Origin of the sequence: Paenimyroides marinum (assembly GCF_900108395.1) — a bacterium.
GTDB classification, from domain to species: domain Bacteria; phylum Bacteroidota; class Bacteroidia; order Flavobacteriales; family Flavobacteriaceae; genus Flavobacterium; species Flavobacterium marinum.
Map to the genome: position 1 here is coordinate 1 of NZ_FNXE01000049.1, position 16997 is coordinate 16997.

The following is a 16997-nucleotide window of genomic DNA, read 5'->3' on the forward strand; positions in this document are numbered from 1 at the left end:
AAGCTTTCTGCTGCTGCGAATGCCATTGAGGTAAGCATAAAGATAGAGTTTGAGAAATAAAGAATCACTAAAAGATGACCGACCTTCTTTCTTTTTATCCGAGGAAGTTAAAGAGCGAACGCCTAGTTGCTGAAGATCTAACTTATCTATAAAAACATCTATAAATCGGACATCATTATCGGTAGCAATAGTAGCTTCTAAACTAGAGAATGTAAGTTGGTGTCTATCTAAACCATTGATTATAGGCATAAAACCGTGAATTATGAATACCTAATGAATTTATGAAATATTAACTATATTTGAAAGGAGTTTGTGTGCTTTTTTCACAGACTGACGTTAGCGGCAATGCTACTCAAAAGCGTATGAAAGAATTTATCGACGAAAGAAATGTTGAATTATGGAATCAACTCAATGAAGATTATAACATTGAAATTGAACCTTCTTTTAACGATGAATATAGCTGTTTTACACAAAATGATAAAGCTATAATTTATGTAGATTATCAAAATATTTCTAAAGATTCATTTACACATGAATTGCTTCATATTTATCTTAAGCATAAAGAATTTTATTTAGGTTCATCGCTAAAGGTAACATTACAGCAAAGCAATATTTTAAGAAAATACTTATCTGAAAATTTACTTGAACATATTGGAAACTGTCTAGATCATCTTAAAATGTTTAAAATCTACAATGATTTAGGTTTTGATAAAAATTTATTTCTTTTAGATTTTGAAGAAAACAAATGCAACACATTTGAACTAGCGAATTTAAAAGCCAATTTCAAAATAAAAAGGAATGTAAATCCCTTAGCGATAGATTTTTATATTGGTAAATTAATTGCTATGTTATGTGACCCAAACGAAAAACATATTTATAACATTCAACTTTCTGAATTTAAAAAATTAGATGTTGAATTATTTACAATTGTAGAAAAATTAGTGAATGAAACTAAAGAATTTGATATTGAATCTAATGATTCACTAAATAGTTATAGAGACATTTCAACTGCATTTTATTCTAGGCTTGTAAAATGGATTCATAAAAATAACATAAAATAAAAAGCACAGCCGCTAACAAGGGCTTGGCGCAATGGCGGGTTAAGGCTAAAATTTGAAGTTTCGGCTTTCTATTCCGCAAAAAGCCAATTACATTGACTTTTTTTGTAAATTTATTCAATTAATTGGCTGATATATACGAATAATTGTTACGGAATCATTTTCAAAAATTCATTTATATTTACATCTTAGAATCGCTTTCATATTCTGCTTTATAAGCACCTATATGTACTTTTTGTTTTGAAATCCAGTTGCGTTGTTTTAGAAAATTTATTGTTCCTCCAATCAATAAAAGACCTGAAAAAAAAATAAGATAACAGCTACTAAATGGTCTTTATCAAAATCTAAAAATTCATTTATAGATAACCCTGCTACAAAAAAATACATAGATGTTCGCAAAAAAAGCTAAAAGAGTTGTTTGATTTGCCATTTGTGTATGCTTTATGACTAATTTTTCTCTTAAAATTAAATCTTTTTTCATCGTTTTATATTTTTATTATGAAGTTATACTATTTTTAGGACTTTCTGAAAAACCACTCCTCTTTTAAAATTTTAAGATACTTTTTAGTAAGTTTTTTGTACCTTTAAAAGAAAAACTATGCAAAAAAAGAAAATTTTATTGACAGCAGGTGCGGTAGGCATAGGTTCTCTTGCGTATTTAGCATTTCAAAGAAAAGAAAAAAACAATGATGTAACTGTTGTTACTCCGTTTGATATTAACCGGTATTTAGGTAGATGGTACGAAATTGCACGTTTAGATTCCAGGTTTGAAAAAAATTTAAGTAACACCACGGCACATTACAGTTTAAACAAAAATAACAGCGTAAAAGTAGTTAATCAAGGTTGGAATTATATTAAAGAAGAATGGGAAACCGCAGAAGGAAAAGCTAAACCCCGCATTAAAAACACCGGTGCATTAAAAGTATCATTCTGGGGACCTTTTTACAGCGAATACAATGTTGTTGAAATTTTAAACGATTATCAATATGCTTTGGTTTTTGGTAAAGATACCGGTTATATGTGGATCTTATCGCGTGAAAAATCCATTCCAGATACCGTAAAACAATTCTTTTTACTAAAAGCTGAAAGTTTTGGATACAATACCGATAAGCTTGTTTGGCCGGAACATCTTTAAAATAAAAACTGAATCTTTAAAAGATTCAGTTTTTATTTATTCTTTAATTCTGTTTTGTAAAGCTTTAAAATATTGAAACGCTTTAAATAATCGCGTACCATACCACGAAAACATTTCGCCGTCTACAAAAATGGTTTTGGCGTGATGTGTGGCTCTGCCTATTTCAAAAGCATGTTCTTCTTTAAACGGATAAGGTTCTGATGATAAAAATACCAATTCGGGATCACCCTGAATACGCATCTTTCTAATTTCAACTTCAGGATACCGTCCTTCGAACAGTTCGTAAATATTTTTAAACTTGTTCAGTTTCAGCATCTCATTGATAAACGTTTTGCCTCCGGCTGCCATATAAGGTTCACGCCAAATAAGATACGCTGCTTTTTGCCACTTTTTATCCTGCATAAAATGCTTGAAATCGTTATAGGCAAATTCAATTTTATCAGTCCATTTTTTTGCATCTGTGGTACGCTTAAAGATTTTTCCAAAATCGGTAATTGTCTTTAAAGTATCCTCAACAGTAACAATATCAGTAACAAAAACCGGGTAAATATCCCGCAGACTTTCAACAACTTCCAACGTATTTTCTTCTTTATTAGCAATAATAATATCGGGGTTTAAAGCCTTTATTTTTTCAATATGGACTTTTTTGGTTCCACCTACATTGATTTTTACCGATTTTAAATGATACGGATGCACACAAAATTTGGTAATTCCAATGATTTCATCTTCCAGACCCAATTCATACAACGTTTCGGTCAACGAAGGAACCAATGAAATAATTCGTTTCGGCGTTTGACCAAATGTATGCTGCGTACCTAAATCGTCAGTAATTGTAAACATCTTAATTTTGTTCTAAAATTAATGCCATTTCACTCTGCAATTTTAAAGCTTCTTTTCGGGCTGATTCGGCAAAATCTGTTCCGTTTGAAGCGTAAATGATCCCACGCGAAGAATTGATTAACAAACCAACCTTGTTGTTCATTCCAAATTTGCATACATCAACCAAATTTCCGCCTTGTGCTCCAACTCCGGGAACCAAAAGAAACGCATCGGGGACAATAGAACGAATTTCCTTAAAATATTCTGCTTTGGTTGCCCCTACCACGTACATTAAATTTTTACTGTTTTTCCAGTTTTTTGATGTTTCCAAAACGGTTTGATACAACGGTTTATCGTTTGCCTGTATTGTTTGGAAATCAAAAGCACCTTGGTTTGATGTTAATGCCAACATAATGGTGTGCTTATTTTCAAACGCTAAAAAAGGTTCTACCGAATCTCTACCCATATATGGTGCAACGGTTACCGAATCAAACTTTAAATCTTCGAAAAATGCTTTGGCGTACATTGACGACGTGTTACCAATATCGCCCCTTTTGGCATCGGCAATGGTAAAAATATCCGGATAATTTTCGTTGATGTATCTGATTGTTTTTTCTAACGACTGCCACCCTTTTAAACCATACGCTTCATAAAAAGCAGTATTAGGTTTATACGAAACACATAAATCGTGCGTGGCATTGATAATGGCTTTATTAAATTCAAAAATGGGATCTTCGGTTTGCAGTAAATGTTGTGGTATTTTATCTAAATCAACATCTAAACCTATACATAAAAAGGATTTTTTTTGTTGAATCTGGTTGTATAATTGTTGTGTTGTCATATTTCAGTTTTTGGTTCGTTACTTTCGATTATAATTTTTAATTGAAAAAGCCTCTAAAAAAGAGGCTTTACAAATATATTAAATTAAAATACTTCAGATTCTTTTAATTTTTCGGTATTGGCTACTAATTGCAATTCGTCAATAACTTTTTGAATGTTTCCGTTCATTACCCCGTCTAAATCGTAGATCGTTAAGCCGATACGGTGGTCGGTTACGCGACCTTGCGGATAGTTGTATGTACGGATTTTTGCTGAACGGTCGCCCGAAGAAACCTGTGAATTACGCTTTTTAGCATCTTCTTCCTGTTTTTTAGCCAGTTCCATTTCATATAAACGTGAACGAAGAACCGATAAGGCTTTGTCTTTATTTTTGTGCTGAGATTTTTCGTCCTGACATTGTGCTACCAACCCTGTTGGGATATGTGTCATACGAACCGCCGATTTGGTGGTATTTACCGATTGACCTCCGGGACCTGATGAACAGAACAAGTCGATACGGACATCGTTCATATCAATTTGTACATCAAACTCTTCGGCTTCGGGTAACACCATTACTGTTGCAGCCGATGTGTGTACACGTCCCTGGGTTTCGGTTTGAGGTACGCGCTGTACACGGTGTACTCCGGCTTCAAACTTTAAGGTTCCATATACGTCTTCACCAGTAACTTCAAAAATAACCTCTTTAAATCCGCCTGATGTTCCTTCATTTAAATCTACAACCGAAGTTCTCCAGCCTTTTGATTCACAGTATTTAGTGTACATACGGAATAAATCTCCTGCAAAAATAGACGCCTCGTCCCCGCCCGTTCCGGCACGGATTTCAACCATTACGTTTTTAGCGTCTTCCGGATCTTTAGGAATCAGCATAAACTTAATTTCTTCTTCCAGTTGCGGTAAACGTTCCTGGGCTTCGTCTAACTGCATTTTAGCCATTTCAACCATTTCGGCATCGCTGCCATCTGCAATGATTTCTTTGGCTTCGTCAATATTTCCTACGATATTTATATATTCCTCGCGTTTTTCAACTAAGGCTTTAAGGTCTTTGTATTCTTTGTTTAATTGTACGTAACGTTTTTGATCGGCAATAACATCGGGCTGAATAATCAAATCCGAAACCTCATCAAAACGTTGTTTTACATATTGTAAACGATCTAACATCATAATGCTAAAATTTTTTCGATTTGCAAAGTTACGAAAAAAGCAGATGCAAATGTTACGTAAGGAGTTAAAAAGATGTTTTCAGGTTTTATAAAACAAAAAAGGAACTTTCATTAATAAAAGTTCCTTTTAAAGACACCATAAAAAAAACGGTTTATTGTTTTGTGATTTCTACATTGATATCAACTTCTGTCCAGGTTTTACCAGCGTGTAAATCTTTACATAATTCGTGAAGGCTGTTAAAAGCCGTTGATCCGTTAAAATCTGCAAGAATGTCTATCGTTCCTTTTAAAACCATAGTATCACCAATAAATGTGTAAGTGAACTCTTTTTGTTTGGTAACACCGTTCATTGTAATATCAATGGTTGCTTTTCCTTCTTTAAAATCGACAAATTTTCCGGTGATATCACCTGCCATCAACTTAAAGAACCCATTAAAAAGTTTTTCATCGCGTAACGGATCCTTAGAGTTTACTGTTGATGTAACCACTTTAAAAGTTGCATCTTTAATATCTTGTTCTATATTTCCTGAATCTTTTGTTCCGCTTAATTCAATATCGTTAAACGTTCCCGGAACTCCAATTTTATCAGGTGTTTTGTAAGCAACCCACTCCAATTTGTGCAGGTAATGTACTTTTTCGCTTATTTGAACTTCTTCTAATTGTGTTTGATCTTCTGCTTTTTTTGCTTCTTCTTTTTTACAACCTACGAATACGGTTGCAGTTAAAGCCAAAGCTAAAATTGATTTTTTCATTTTTATTTAATTTTATTTTCAAATGTATTGCATCTGTACTGTTTGAAGTATAAAAAAATGTTAATATTTAATTATCCACATTTAGATGAACCACAGTCTTTACAGGTTAAACAGCCTTCCTGATACATTAAATTGGTTGAATTACAGTTGGTACATTTTTGTCCGTTTGCTTCGGTTCCATCAGGAACAAATCGTTTCAATGCGCGTGCCACACCGTTTTTCCAGGTATTGATTGATTCGTTATCTAATTGTAACGAGTTGATTAAATCGACCACGTTATCAATTTTCATTCCGTGACGTAATGTTCCGGAAATCAGCTTAGCGTAATTCCAGAAAACCGGATCAAAACGATACGATAACCCTTCAATAGTCGTTTTATAACCACGCTGGTTTACATACTGGAAATCGTAGCGAGAGTTTCCTTTTTCATCACGGTTTTTAATAATGAAACCATCGTTTACCCAACGTGGCAGCAAGATTCCGTCTTCGTCATCAGCCAATCCTGTAAAGATTTCATAGGGGCGATCCTCAATTTTTCCAATGAAAGCGATCCATTTTTCTTTGTTATTTTGGAAACGCACAATGTCACACGCCAATGTTTGCGGGCGTTTGGTTGGGAACGATGTTTCTTTTTGTACTTCTTCTGTTTTATCTTCTTTTTTATCGTTAGAAATCAAAACACCTGAACGAGAACCGTCACGATAAACCGTTACTCCTTTACAACCAACTTCCCAAGCCTTCATATATAACTGACCAACCAATTCTTCGGTTACATCGTTAGGAACGTTGATGGTTACCGAAATCGAATGATCTACCCATTTTTGAATGGCACCCTGCATTTCTACTTTGCTCAGCCAATCTACATCGTTTGATGTTGCTTTGTAATAAGGCGATTTTTCAATCAATTCGTTGATTTCTTCATTAGAATAATTAACAGAAGTATCTATTCCGTTTACTTCCATCCACAGTTTGAATTTATGGTGGAACACTACGTATTCTTCCCAAGAATCGCCAACTTCATCAATAAAATCAACACGGACATCTTTATCGTTCGGGTTTACTTTTCTTCTTCTTTTATAAACCGGCATAAACACAGGCTCAATACCCGATGTGGTTTGCGATAAAATAGATGTTGAACCGGTTGGTGCAATGGTTAACAAGGCAATGTTTCTACGACCGTATTCCTGCATATCATTATACAACGCTGGATCGTTTTCTTTGATGCGTAATGCAAACGGATTGTTTTCTTCGCGTTTTGCATCATAAATTGAGAAAGCACCACGTTCTTTTGCTAATTCTACTGATGAACGATAAGCTGCCAATGCCAAGGTTTTATGCAGGTTTACCGAAAATTCGTTTCCTTCTTTAGATCCGTAACGGATTCCCAAAGCAGCCAGCATATCGCCTTCTGCCGTAATTCCAACTCCTGTTCTGCGGCCTTCTTCTGCTTTTTTACGGATTTCAATCCATAAATTGCGTTCAATACGTTTTACTTCGGCTTCTTCCGGATCCTCGTCGATTTTTTGAATGATGGTATCGATTTTTTCCAATTCCAAATCAATGATATCGTCCATCATACGCTGTGCAACAGCCACGTGTTTTTTAAACAATTCAAAATCAAAATAAGCTTCTTTTGTAAACGGATTTACCACGTAAGAAAACAAATTGATCGCCAGCAAACGACATGAATCATACGCACACAAAGGTATTTCTCCACAAGGATTTGTAGATAACGTTTTATAACCCAAATCGGCATAACAATCAGGTAGTGACTCACGGATAATCGTATCCCAGAACAAAATACCCGGTTCTGCAGATTTCCATGCGTTATGCACAATTTTTTTCCACAAATCGGCAGCGTTCAATTCTTTAGAAAATTTAGGGTTTTCTGAAAAAATCGGATACTTTTGAATATATGTTTCGTTATTGCGAACAGCTTTCATAAACGAATCGTCGATACGAACCGATACGTTTGCTCCGGTAACTTTGCCTTGTTCTAACTTGGCATCAATAAACCCTTCCGCATCGGGATGATTCACAGAAACCGATAACATCAACGCACCACGTCGCCCGTCTTGAGCTACTTCTCGAGTGGAATTAGAAAAACGCTCCATAAATGGAACCAAACCCGTAGAAGTTAAAGCCGAGTTTTTTACCGGCGAACCTTTCGGACGGATATGTGATAAATCGTGTCCTACTCCACCGCGACGTTTCATTAACTGAACCTGTTCCTGATCAATTTTCATAATACCGCCGTACGAGTCACTTTCGCCATTGTTTCCAATTACAAAACAGTTTGACAGTGAAGCTATTTGAAACGGATTCCCGATTCCGGTCATTGGACTTCCTTGCGGAATAATGTATGTAAAATCCTTTATTAAATCAAAAAGCTCACTTTCGGTCATTGGGTTTGCGTATTTAGATTCTACGCGTGCAATTTCCGATGCAATACGACGGTGCATATCGTCCGGCGTTTTTTCATAAATATTCCCTTCCGAATCTTTCAGAGCATATTTGTTTACAAAAACAGTGGCAGCCAAAACATCTCCTTTAAAATATTCTGTAGATGCTTTTACGGCTTCCTCATTACTGTAAGTTTTCTTTGTGTCTAAAACCTGAGGTGCTAATTCCATAGTATATTTTTTTAAATTTTACTTTTTTAATTCTTTCAAAAACAACGAAGTAAAGAGCTTGTTATTTTATTTTTTTTCAAACATAAAAATACAAACTTTTTTTACACAAAAAACAAATTATTAAAAAAATAATTAAAAGTTATTAACAAGTAATAAAAATTGCAAGATTTAAAAAGTTTACAAAAAAATAAAATTAAATAATTAAAAATCAATAATTTAATTATTTGTTACTAACAAAAAGTTTACAAAAAAATAAAACAACTAAGAAATAACGAATTAAATTTATTAAAAAACATTAATCATTTTTTTAAAGATATTATCAACAAAAAATGTTCATAACTTATGAGATTTTTTTGATGATTATTTAAATAAAATACGATACTTTTGACATAGTTTTTACAACAATAAGAGAATCAAGTGTAAACCTTGAACTGTTGCGCAACTGTAAATAAGTTTGTGAAACTTGTGAGTCAGACCTCTTGTAAAAACAGCGTTGCTTTCGCACTTAAAGTAAATTGCTGAGAACTTCTTTTATTATGGATGCTTTCTAAAATTTACTTCTATTGTTCCATAATAAAAAAATTAAATATATGAGTATTTTCACTAAACGCATCAATTACAAACCTTTTGAATACCCTGAAATTTTAGAGTTTACCAACGCAATAAACAAATCGTTCTGGGTACATTCTGAAGTAGATTTTACTGCCGATATTCAAGATTTCCATTCGCATCTTTCACCTATTGAACAAGAAATTGTGAAACGCAGTTTATTGGCAATTGCACAAATAGAAGTAAACGTAAAAACCTTTTGGGGAAATTTGTATCTGCATTTGCCTAAACCCGAATTTAACGGTCTGGGAAGTACTTTTGCCGAATGTGAATTCCGCCATTCTGAAGCTTATTCCCGTTTACTGGAAGTTTTGGGATACAACAATGCATTTGAAAAAGTCATTGAAATTCCTGCCATCAAAAAACGCATCGATTATTTGTCAGATGCTTTAAAACATTCAAAGGCAGAAAATGAAAAGGATTACCTGAAATCATTGATTTTGTTTACCATTTTGATTGAAAACGTTTCATTGTTCAGTCAGTTTGCCATTATTTTATCGTTTACCCGTTTTAAAGGTGCAATGAAAAACGTGAGCAATATCATTGCCTGGACATCAGTTGACGAGCAAATTCACGCCAATGCGGGTATTTATATCATCAACAAAATTAAAGAAGAATTTCCTGATTATTTTGATACCGCTACTATTGAAGAAATCAACGAAATTGTTAAACATTCCATTGCAATTGAAAGCGAAATTTTGGACTGGATTTTTGAATTTGGCGAATTAGACACTATTTCTAAAAAGGATTTGTTGAATTTCATGAAGTTCCGATTAGATGAAAGTTTAAAACAAATTGGTTTGGAAAAAGTATTCCATATTTCAGAGACCGACTACCAACCGATGATTTGGTTCGAAGAAGAAATTTTTGCAAACAGCCTGGATGATTTCTTTGCAAAACGTCCGGTTGATTACACCAAACACGACAAAAGTATTACTGCCGAAGATTTATTCTAAATAAATTCCAAAATTTAATCAATACTTTACATGACAGGATATTTATACATAGAGAATGAAAATATTGGAGAAATTAACTTTGAGATCGTAGATGAAAGTATGGGAGCAATTACAGGACAGCTTATAACAAATAACAATTATTTAAAGTTTAAAGATCGAATTCAACAAGACTGTGAAGAAAAAGGTATTTCAAATATCACAGATTTTAATTATAAAGTTTTATTTTCTGATAATTGCAAATTAAAGGCTGAAGGAGGAATTGGCATAACTGATATAAAAGGTTTTAATGAAATTTATGTAGAGGTTGCTGGTATTGATAGTAGGATGATTGATAAAATCAAACAAAACGATTAAAATGAAATAAGTATGAAAACTTGAATTTGTAGGACAACTGACTCACTTAAATACAAATTCAAGTAATCTTAAATAAAATGAACTATGGAAAGATTATGGTGGCTTAACGAAGAAAGCGAACAAATATTAAACAGAGGGTACCTTTTAAAAGGCGAAACCACTCAAAAAGCCATTGAGCGCGTGGCTACGGCAGCTGCTAAAAGATTGTACAAACCCGAATTAGCCGAAGCCTTTATTGAAATGATCGAAAAAGGCTGGATGAGTTTATCATCGCCTATCTGGGCAAATATGGGAACTGAGCGTGGATTACCCATTTCGTGCTTCAACGTGTATGTTCCGGATCATATCGAAGGAATTACCCATAAATTGGGCGAAGTAATTATGCAGACCAAAATTGGTGGCGGAACATCGGGTTACTTTGGTGAACTGCGCGAACGTGGAAGTGCCGTAACCGATAACGGAAAAAGCAGTGGTGCCGTGAGTTTTATGAAACTGTTCGATACCGCAATGGATACCATTTCACAAGGTGGTGTACGCCGCGGTGCCTTTGCATCGTATTTAGATATTGATCACGACGATATTAAAGAATTCTTGCAGATAAAAGATATTGGTCACCCTATTCAAAATTTGTTTTATGGTGTTTGTGTACCCGATTACTGGATGCAGGATATGATTGACGGCGATAAGGAAAAGCGTGAAATCTGGGCAAAAGTATTAGAAAGCCGTCAGCAAAAAGGATTGCCTTATATTTTCTTTACCGACAATGTAAACCGCAACAAACCGGAAGTTTACAAAGACAAAGAAATGCAGATTTACGCAAGTAATCTGTGTTCTGAAATTGCTTTACCATCTTCTAAAGATGAATCGTTTGTTTGTTGTTTATCATCAATGAATCTGGAATTGTATGACGAATGGAAGGATACCGAAGCAGTAAAGCTGGCAACGTATTTTCTTGATGCCGTAATGAGTGAATTTATCGAAAAAACGGAAGGGAATTATTATCTGAAATCAGCAAATACTTTTGCTAAAAACCATCGTGCATTGGGGTTGGGAGTAATGGGCTGGCATTCGTACCTGCAAAAAAATCATATTTCTTTTGAAAGTCTGGATGCTAAAATGTTGACTAACAAAATTTTTAATGAATTACAGGAAAAATCATTAAAAGCATCACAAGATTTAGCAAGAATTTATGGTGAGCCTGAGGTTTTAAAAGGTTACGGACGCAGAAATACCACTTTGTTAGCCATAGCTCCTACTACATCTTCATCAGCTATTCTGGGACAAACATCGCCCGGAATTGAACCGTTCAGCAGCAATTATTACAAAGCAGGTTTGGCAAAAGGAAACTTTATGCGTAAAAACAAATACTTGAAAAAATTGTTAGAAGAAAAAGAATTAGATACAGAAGAAACCTGGAGAAGCATTATGTTAAATCACGGAAGTGTACAGCACATTGCAGAACTTTCTCAACAAGATAAAGACGTTTTCAAAACATTTAAAGAAATCAGTCAGTACGAAATTATTTTACAGGCATCTATTCGTCAAAAATACATCGATCAGGCACAAAGTTTAAACATCAATATCCCATCAAATCTTCCTATAAAAGAAGTAAACAGATTAATGATAGAAGCATGGAAATTGGGCGTAAAAACATTATATTATCAACGAAGCCAAAGTGTATCAAAAGAATTTGTAAATAATTTAGTGACTTGTGCAAGTTGCGAAGCATAACAAAATTAATTATTAAAATGACAATAGAAGAACGAATCAAAAACTCGGAAACCCGTATTTTTAAAGCGGTTTTTCCAAACACAACCAATCATTACGATACACTTTTTGGAGGAACTGCCATGCACATGATGGATGAAGTGGCTTTTATTACCGCCACCCGGTTTTCCCGGCAAATTATGGTAACTGTTTCATCAGATAAAATTGATTTTAACAAACCAATCCCTGCAGGAACCATTGTAGAATTGATAGGAAGAGTTACCCACGTAGGCAATAAAAGTTTAAAAGTTTCTGTAGAAATTTTTATTGAAGAAATGTATAGTGATATACGTTATTTAGCCATAAACGGTGAATTTACTTTTGTTGCTTTAGATAAAGATAAAAACCCAACCAAAGTTATTAAGGAATAAAAAATACAGGCTGTCATAAATTATTTGACAGCTTTTGTTTTTTACATAAACTTACCCAATAACCAATACAAAATAATGAAAACAACTATGGTTCCAAAGCAACCAAAACCGGCTTTCTTTGCACCCCAGCCTGCTAACAAGGCTCTTAATAAATCTTTCATAGAATTTTAATTTTATTTTAAAAATAGGGGAAATTTATCGTTTTTCAAACTTTTTGACTTCATTCCAATAGCTATCCAATTCATTTAAAGGTAAATCTCCAATGGTTTTTGAATCGTTTTTAATCAGTTCTTCCATTTTCGTAAAACGATTGATGAACTTATTATTGGTCTTATTCAAAGCTTCTTCGGGATTGATGTTGCAAAAACGGGCATAGTTGATTAAGGCAAACAATACATCTCCAAATTCTTGTTCCTGATTTTTAAAATCATTGTTAGCAACCTCAACTTTAAATTCATTGAGTTCTTCTTCTACTTTTTGCCAAACATCTTCTTTATTGTTCCAGTCAAATCCCACGCCTTTTACTTTATCCTGAATTCGATATGCTTTTATAATTGCCGGAAGTGATTGTGGTACGCCGCTTAAAACGGATTTATTACCTTCTTTCAATTTTAGTTTTTCCCAGTTTTCCTTTACAGCTTGTTCGTCATTAGCAACTGCATCGCCGTAAATATGCGGATGGCGGGAAATCAGTTTTTCTGAAATGGCATGGCACACATCGGCAATATCAAAATCATTGGTTTCGCTACCTATTTTGGCATAAAATACAATGTGCAGTAACAAATCGCCCAATTCTTTTTTAATTTCGTTGGTGTTGTTTTCTGAAATGGCGTCGTTTAATTCATAAACCTCTTCAACGGTTAAATGTTTTAACGATTGAAACGTTTGTTTTTTATCCCAAGGACATTTTTCACGCAAATCGTCCATTATATCCAATAAACGTTCAAATGCTTTTAGTTGTTCTGCTCTGTTATTCATACCTTAAAAATATAAAAAAATCCGACTAAAAGCCGGATTTATAAATTATTCTTTATCTTCTGTTTTTTTCTTTCTGCCGCGTTTTGGTTTTTCTACTACCGTTTCTGCTTCAACTTCAACCGCTTCTTCTATTGCTGGTTCGTTGTTAATGGTTACTGTTCCGGTAGTTGTGACTGCCGATGCATTCAAAGCTGTTACATAATTTGCTTTTTGTAAAATATTGTACCAGTTCAACACTTTTTTTATGTCTGAAACATATACGCGGTCACGGTCAAAATCTGGAATGATTTCACTAAAATAAGCTAACAATTCATTATTTGATGCTTTATGGTCTAATGCCGGGCCGTTATTTTCTTTTTTTGCAATGCGTGCAAAAACCTCGAATAATTTTAGCTCGTCTGTTTCTGTGTAGATAGAAATTTCTGACAATAAACTAACATTACTTCTTAATCCAACGGTTATTTTTTTTCCATCGATTAATGATTCTGCAATAAATCCTGATCTTGTTTGGATTTTTAATTCGTACAATCCTGGTTTCCCAGATATAGCTAAAACTTTTTCTACGCTCATTACTTTATTTTTTTCAAGGTCACAAATATCATAATTTGAATTTAATAACCAAAATTATCTGCCTTTTTTGTTGATAAATTTCATTTTATAATCGGGGAAAACTTTTCCTTCAATAATATTTTGCAATCGTTTAGAATTTAATTTCTTTTTTAGGGTAGAAATTTTATCGGTAAACAAAACGCCTTCAATATGATCATATTCGTGTTGAATAACGCGTGCGGCGTATCCAGAGAATTCTTTGGTGTGTTTTTTAAAATCTTCGTCGTAATATTCAATGGTAATATTAGGTTTGCGGTATACATCTTCGCGAACGCCCGGAATACTTAAACAGCCTTCGTTAAAAGCCCATTCTTCACCTTCTTCTTTTAAGATTTTGGCATTTATAAACGTACAGCTGAAAGTTGCTAAAAAATCTCTTTCTTTTTTGGGTAAATCTTCATCGTCACCAAAAGGTTTGGTATCTACAACGAACAGGCGAATAGGCAAACCAACTTGGGGTGCTGCCAAACCCACACCGTATGCGTTATCCATTGTATCATACATGTTCTGTATAAGTTCTTTTAACTGCGGATAATCTTTCGTTATTTCTTCACATTCTTTACGTAAAACCGGATCGCCGTAACCTACAATGGGTAAAATCATTTTTTTGTATTTAAATATTGTTGCAAATTTACAAAATATAGTAAAAATTACCGCCAATTAATTAACTTTAATGCTTGTATTGGTTTACTGTTTTTATTTAATACACTTTTTAAAATGTTTGATAAATTTATCTTGAAATTTGGTGACAATCAGTTTTATAACGCCATTAAAATAACGTTTACTGCGATTGTTTCGTTTTTTATTTTTTACAGTTCTGCCGATTTCACGGCGGCTTTTACTGTTACTTTAGGCGCTTTGTTGTGTGCACCTATTGATATTTCGAGTAATTTTAAACATAAAGTAATTGGTTTGTTAATGGTATCGGTTCTTATACCTGTGCTATCGTTTATATTGACCTATACCTATAATTATTTCTGGATATTCGTACCTGTTTTCTGTGTATTGGTGTTTTTTTCAGCGTTTATTTCGCTTTACGGACTTCGGGCCAATCTACTGTCATTCACTTTGTTATTAACCATAAGTTTATCATTTATTCATCATGATAAACCTGAGATTTTGTTAACCAACTGTTTGTATCTGTTGTTAGGCGGATTGTTTTACACTTTTGTATCAATCTTATTTTATTTTATTAAACCCAACAGATATATTAATTTGGAAGTAGCTGAATGTATTGAAATTACCGGTGACTACCTTGATTTACGTGCACAATTATGGCAAAAAGATGCTGACAGAGAAAATATAAACAGACAAATGCTTCAAAAGCAGATCCGCATCAACGAATTGCACGAGCACATTCGCGAGTATCTGGTGTATAACAAAGCACGCACATTGAATTCTAACAACAACCGAAAGCTATTGGTTGCATTGACTTCGTTGGTTGAAATTTTAGAGCTTTCTATGGCAAACACATTCAATCATCAGGAATTTATTGATTTTTTTAAGGGAGATGAGGCTGTTTTAGATGAATACCGTATGTTGGCAAAAAACTTTTCAATTACCTTAAAACGATTGGCTTTTAATATCAAAACAAACAAAAAGCATCATTCAAAAATGAGTTTATTAAACGATTTTAAAAAACTTAAATTTAAAATGAATGAATTTTTGGAACATCAGAACATTCCTGTTTATGATGAAAATGCCGTAAATATTAGTAATTTACTTTTTTATGCCGATAAACAGATCGAAAAAATTAAAGGATTAGAAAGAGTTTATAAAGAGCGTGTTAATGCAGATGAATTGAGAGGAAAATACCGCGATTTAGAAAAATTTTTCACTCCGGAACATTACCGTTTAAAGACCCTTACGGCACATTTGAATTTTAAATCGTCAACATTCCGCTATTCGTTGCGGTTAACTTTAACCATGTTTATAGGTTTGATTATAGGGAAAATATTTGATTTTCAAAACGCTTACTGGATTTTACTTACCATTGTGGTAATCATGCGTCCAGGATATGGTTTAACCAAACAACGATCTACCCACCGGATTATAGGAACCGTTATCGGTGGAATTTTAGGTATTACCGCCTTAATTTTAATCAGTAACAACGTTGTTTTAAGTATTTTAGCAATTATTGCAATGCTTTTGGGGTATTGGTTTTCGGGTATCGATTACAAAGTGGGAGTAACTTTTGTAACATTCTACGTTATTTTAATTTACGGTTTGCTTACCAATAATGCGGAATCGCATCTTGTTTTCCGTATTTTAGATACAGTCATCGGGGCTTTGCTGGCATTTTTTGCCACAAGATTTGTTTGGCCTACCTGGGAACTTTATTCTGTACATACGTATTTAGAAAAATCATTACGGGTCATAAAATTATATATCATAGAAGTTAAATATTACTACATAAAAAAAGGTGAACCACCTACATCGTATAAGCTTGCCCGTAAAAATGCGTTTATCGAAGTAGGAAACTTAATGGCAAGCTTTCAACGGATGATCCAGGAACCTAAAACCAAGCAAATTAATCGTGCAGAATTATATGAATTAACTGTTTTAAACCAAACGTTGGTTTCATCGGCTGCAAGTATTGGGACATATATCCAGTTTCACAAAACCACCGAAGCTTCAGACGCGTTTAAACTGGTTATGGATTACGTTAACAACAATTTAAGTCAGGCATTGCATAATCTTGATTTTGAGGCGGAAATTACATCTGATACAGAAGAAGATTTCAAAATAAGCATGGGGCAGTTAAAAGCCATCCGCCGACAAGAAGTTGAAAAAATGGATATAGACGATGCCCTGAAAATTCAAAAATTAGAAGAATCTCAATTAATTATTGACCAATTAATTTGGATGAGCAACCTTTCTGAAAAAATCGAAAAACTTACTTTGAAAATTAAGTAAAAAGAGGCTGTCTAAAAAGTCACAAAACGCAAAAATCCCG

The 16997-nt window shown here is 33.8% G+C and carries 15 protein-coding genes and 1 pseudogene; 7 read left to right on the forward strand and 9 right to left on the reverse strand.

Features of this window, described 5'->3' with window-relative positions:
• Nucleotides 1-249 (reverse strand): annotated as a pseudogene (locus tag BLW20_RS14780) (IS1182 family transposase); the annotation flags it as partial.
• Between the two features lie 113 nt (nucleotides 250-362).
• Here BLW20_RS14780 and BLW20_RS12740 point away from each other — a divergent pair.
• Together BLW20_RS12740 and BLW20_RS12745 are read left to right on the forward strand one after the other, a co-directional pair.
• On the forward strand, nucleotides 363-1061 hold the full coding sequence (locus tag BLW20_RS12740) for a hypothetical protein (RefSeq protein ID WP_143037799.1): 699 nt from the start codon (nucleotides 363-365) through the stop codon (nucleotides 1059-1061).
• A 595-nt stretch (nucleotides 1062-1656) separates the two neighbouring features.
• Nucleotides 1657-2193: a lipocalin family protein gene (locus BLW20_RS12745; RefSeq protein ID WP_091101869.1), complete on the forward strand. Its 537-nt coding sequence runs from the start codon at nucleotides 1657-1659 to the stop codon at nucleotides 2191-2193.
• A 36-nt stretch (nucleotides 2194-2229) separates the two neighbouring features.
• Here BLW20_RS12745 and BLW20_RS12750 read toward each other — a convergent pair whose 3' ends face one another.
• From BLW20_RS12750 to BLW20_RS12770, 5 genes are all read right to left on the reverse strand, one after another.
• Nucleotides 2230-3033 carry an ABC transporter substrate-binding protein gene (locus BLW20_RS12750; protein WP_091101873.1) on the reverse strand — a complete coding sequence of 268 codons (804 nt, stop codon included), beginning with the start codon at nucleotides 3031-3033 and terminating at the stop codon, nucleotides 2230-2232.
• Between the two features lies 1 nt (nucleotide 3034).
• Nucleotides 3035-3853, reverse strand: a complete 819-nt coding sequence (gene pyrF / locus BLW20_RS12755; protein WP_091101877.1) for an orotidine-5'-phosphate decarboxylase — start codon at nucleotides 3851-3853, stop codon at nucleotides 3035-3037.
• A gap of 83 nt (nucleotides 3854-3936) precedes the next feature.
• Nucleotides 3937-5010: a peptide chain release factor 1 gene (prfA, locus tag BLW20_RS12760; RefSeq protein ID WP_091101915.1), complete on the reverse strand. Its 1074-nt coding sequence runs from the start codon at nucleotides 5008-5010 to the stop codon at nucleotides 3937-3939.
• A gap of 154 nt (nucleotides 5011-5164) precedes the next feature.
• Complete coding sequence (locus BLW20_RS12765; protein WP_091101881.1) at nucleotides 5165-5764, reverse strand: YceI family protein; 600 nt, start codon at nucleotides 5762-5764, stop codon at nucleotides 5165-5167.
• 71 nt (nucleotides 5765-5835) lie between these two features.
• Nucleotides 5836-8397, reverse strand: coding sequence for an adenosylcobalamin-dependent ribonucleoside-diphosphate reductase (locus BLW20_RS12770; RefSeq protein WP_091101885.1), 2562 nt, complete (start codon nucleotides 8395-8397; stop codon nucleotides 5836-5838).
• A 590-nt stretch (nucleotides 8398-8987) separates the two neighbouring features.
• Here BLW20_RS12770 and BLW20_RS12775 point away from each other — a divergent pair.
• The 4 genes from BLW20_RS12775 (at nucleotide 8988) to BLW20_RS12790 (ending at nucleotide 12454) form a co-directional block, all read left to right on the forward strand.
• Nucleotides 8988-9962: a ribonucleotide-diphosphate reductase subunit beta gene (locus BLW20_RS12775; RefSeq protein WP_091101889.1), complete on the forward strand. Its 975-nt coding sequence runs from the start codon at nucleotides 8988-8990 to the stop codon at nucleotides 9960-9962.
• Between the two features lie 30 nt (nucleotides 9963-9992).
• Nucleotides 9993-10316, forward strand: coding sequence for a hypothetical protein (locus BLW20_RS12780; RefSeq protein WP_091101894.1), 324 nt, complete (start codon nucleotides 9993-9995; stop codon nucleotides 10314-10316).
• An 84-nt stretch (nucleotides 10317-10400) separates the two neighbouring features.
• Nucleotides 10401-12047: a ribonucleoside-diphosphate reductase subunit alpha gene (locus BLW20_RS12785; RefSeq protein ID WP_091101897.1), complete on the forward strand. Its 1647-nt coding sequence runs from the start codon at nucleotides 10401-10403 to the stop codon at nucleotides 12045-12047.
• Nucleotides 12048-12064: 17 nt separating this feature from the next.
• A complete protein-coding gene (locus BLW20_RS12790) occupies nucleotides 12065-12454 on the forward strand; it encodes an acyl-CoA thioesterase (RefSeq protein WP_091101917.1) in 390 nt (129 codons plus the stop codon).
• A gap of 195 nt (nucleotides 12455-12649) precedes the next feature.
• Here BLW20_RS12790 and mazG read toward each other — a convergent pair whose 3' ends face one another.
• The 3 genes from mazG to def are packed head-to-tail and all read right to left on the reverse strand — an operon-like array spanning nucleotide 12650 to nucleotide 14644.
• Nucleotides 12650-13432, reverse strand: a complete 783-nt coding sequence (mazG, locus tag BLW20_RS12795) for a nucleoside triphosphate pyrophosphohydrolase (RefSeq protein WP_091101902.1) — start codon at nucleotides 13430-13432, stop codon at nucleotides 12650-12652.
• 45 nt (nucleotides 13433-13477) lie between these two features.
• Complete coding sequence (locus BLW20_RS12800) at nucleotides 13478-14002, reverse strand: DUF5606 family protein (protein WP_091101905.1); 525 nt, start codon at nucleotides 14000-14002, stop codon at nucleotides 13478-13480.
• Nucleotides 14003-14056: 54 nt separating this feature from the next.
• Nucleotides 14057-14644, reverse strand: a complete 588-nt coding sequence (gene def / locus BLW20_RS12805) for a peptide deformylase (protein WP_091101908.1) — start codon at nucleotides 14642-14644, stop codon at nucleotides 14057-14059.
• Between the two features lie 114 nt (nucleotides 14645-14758).
• Between def and BLW20_RS12810 the strand changes: the two genes are divergently transcribed.
• Nucleotides 14759-16957, forward strand: coding sequence for an FUSC family protein (locus tag BLW20_RS12810; RefSeq protein ID WP_091101912.1), 2199 nt, complete (start codon nucleotides 14759-14761; stop codon nucleotides 16955-16957).
• Nucleotides 16958-16997: the final 40 nt, after the last annotated feature.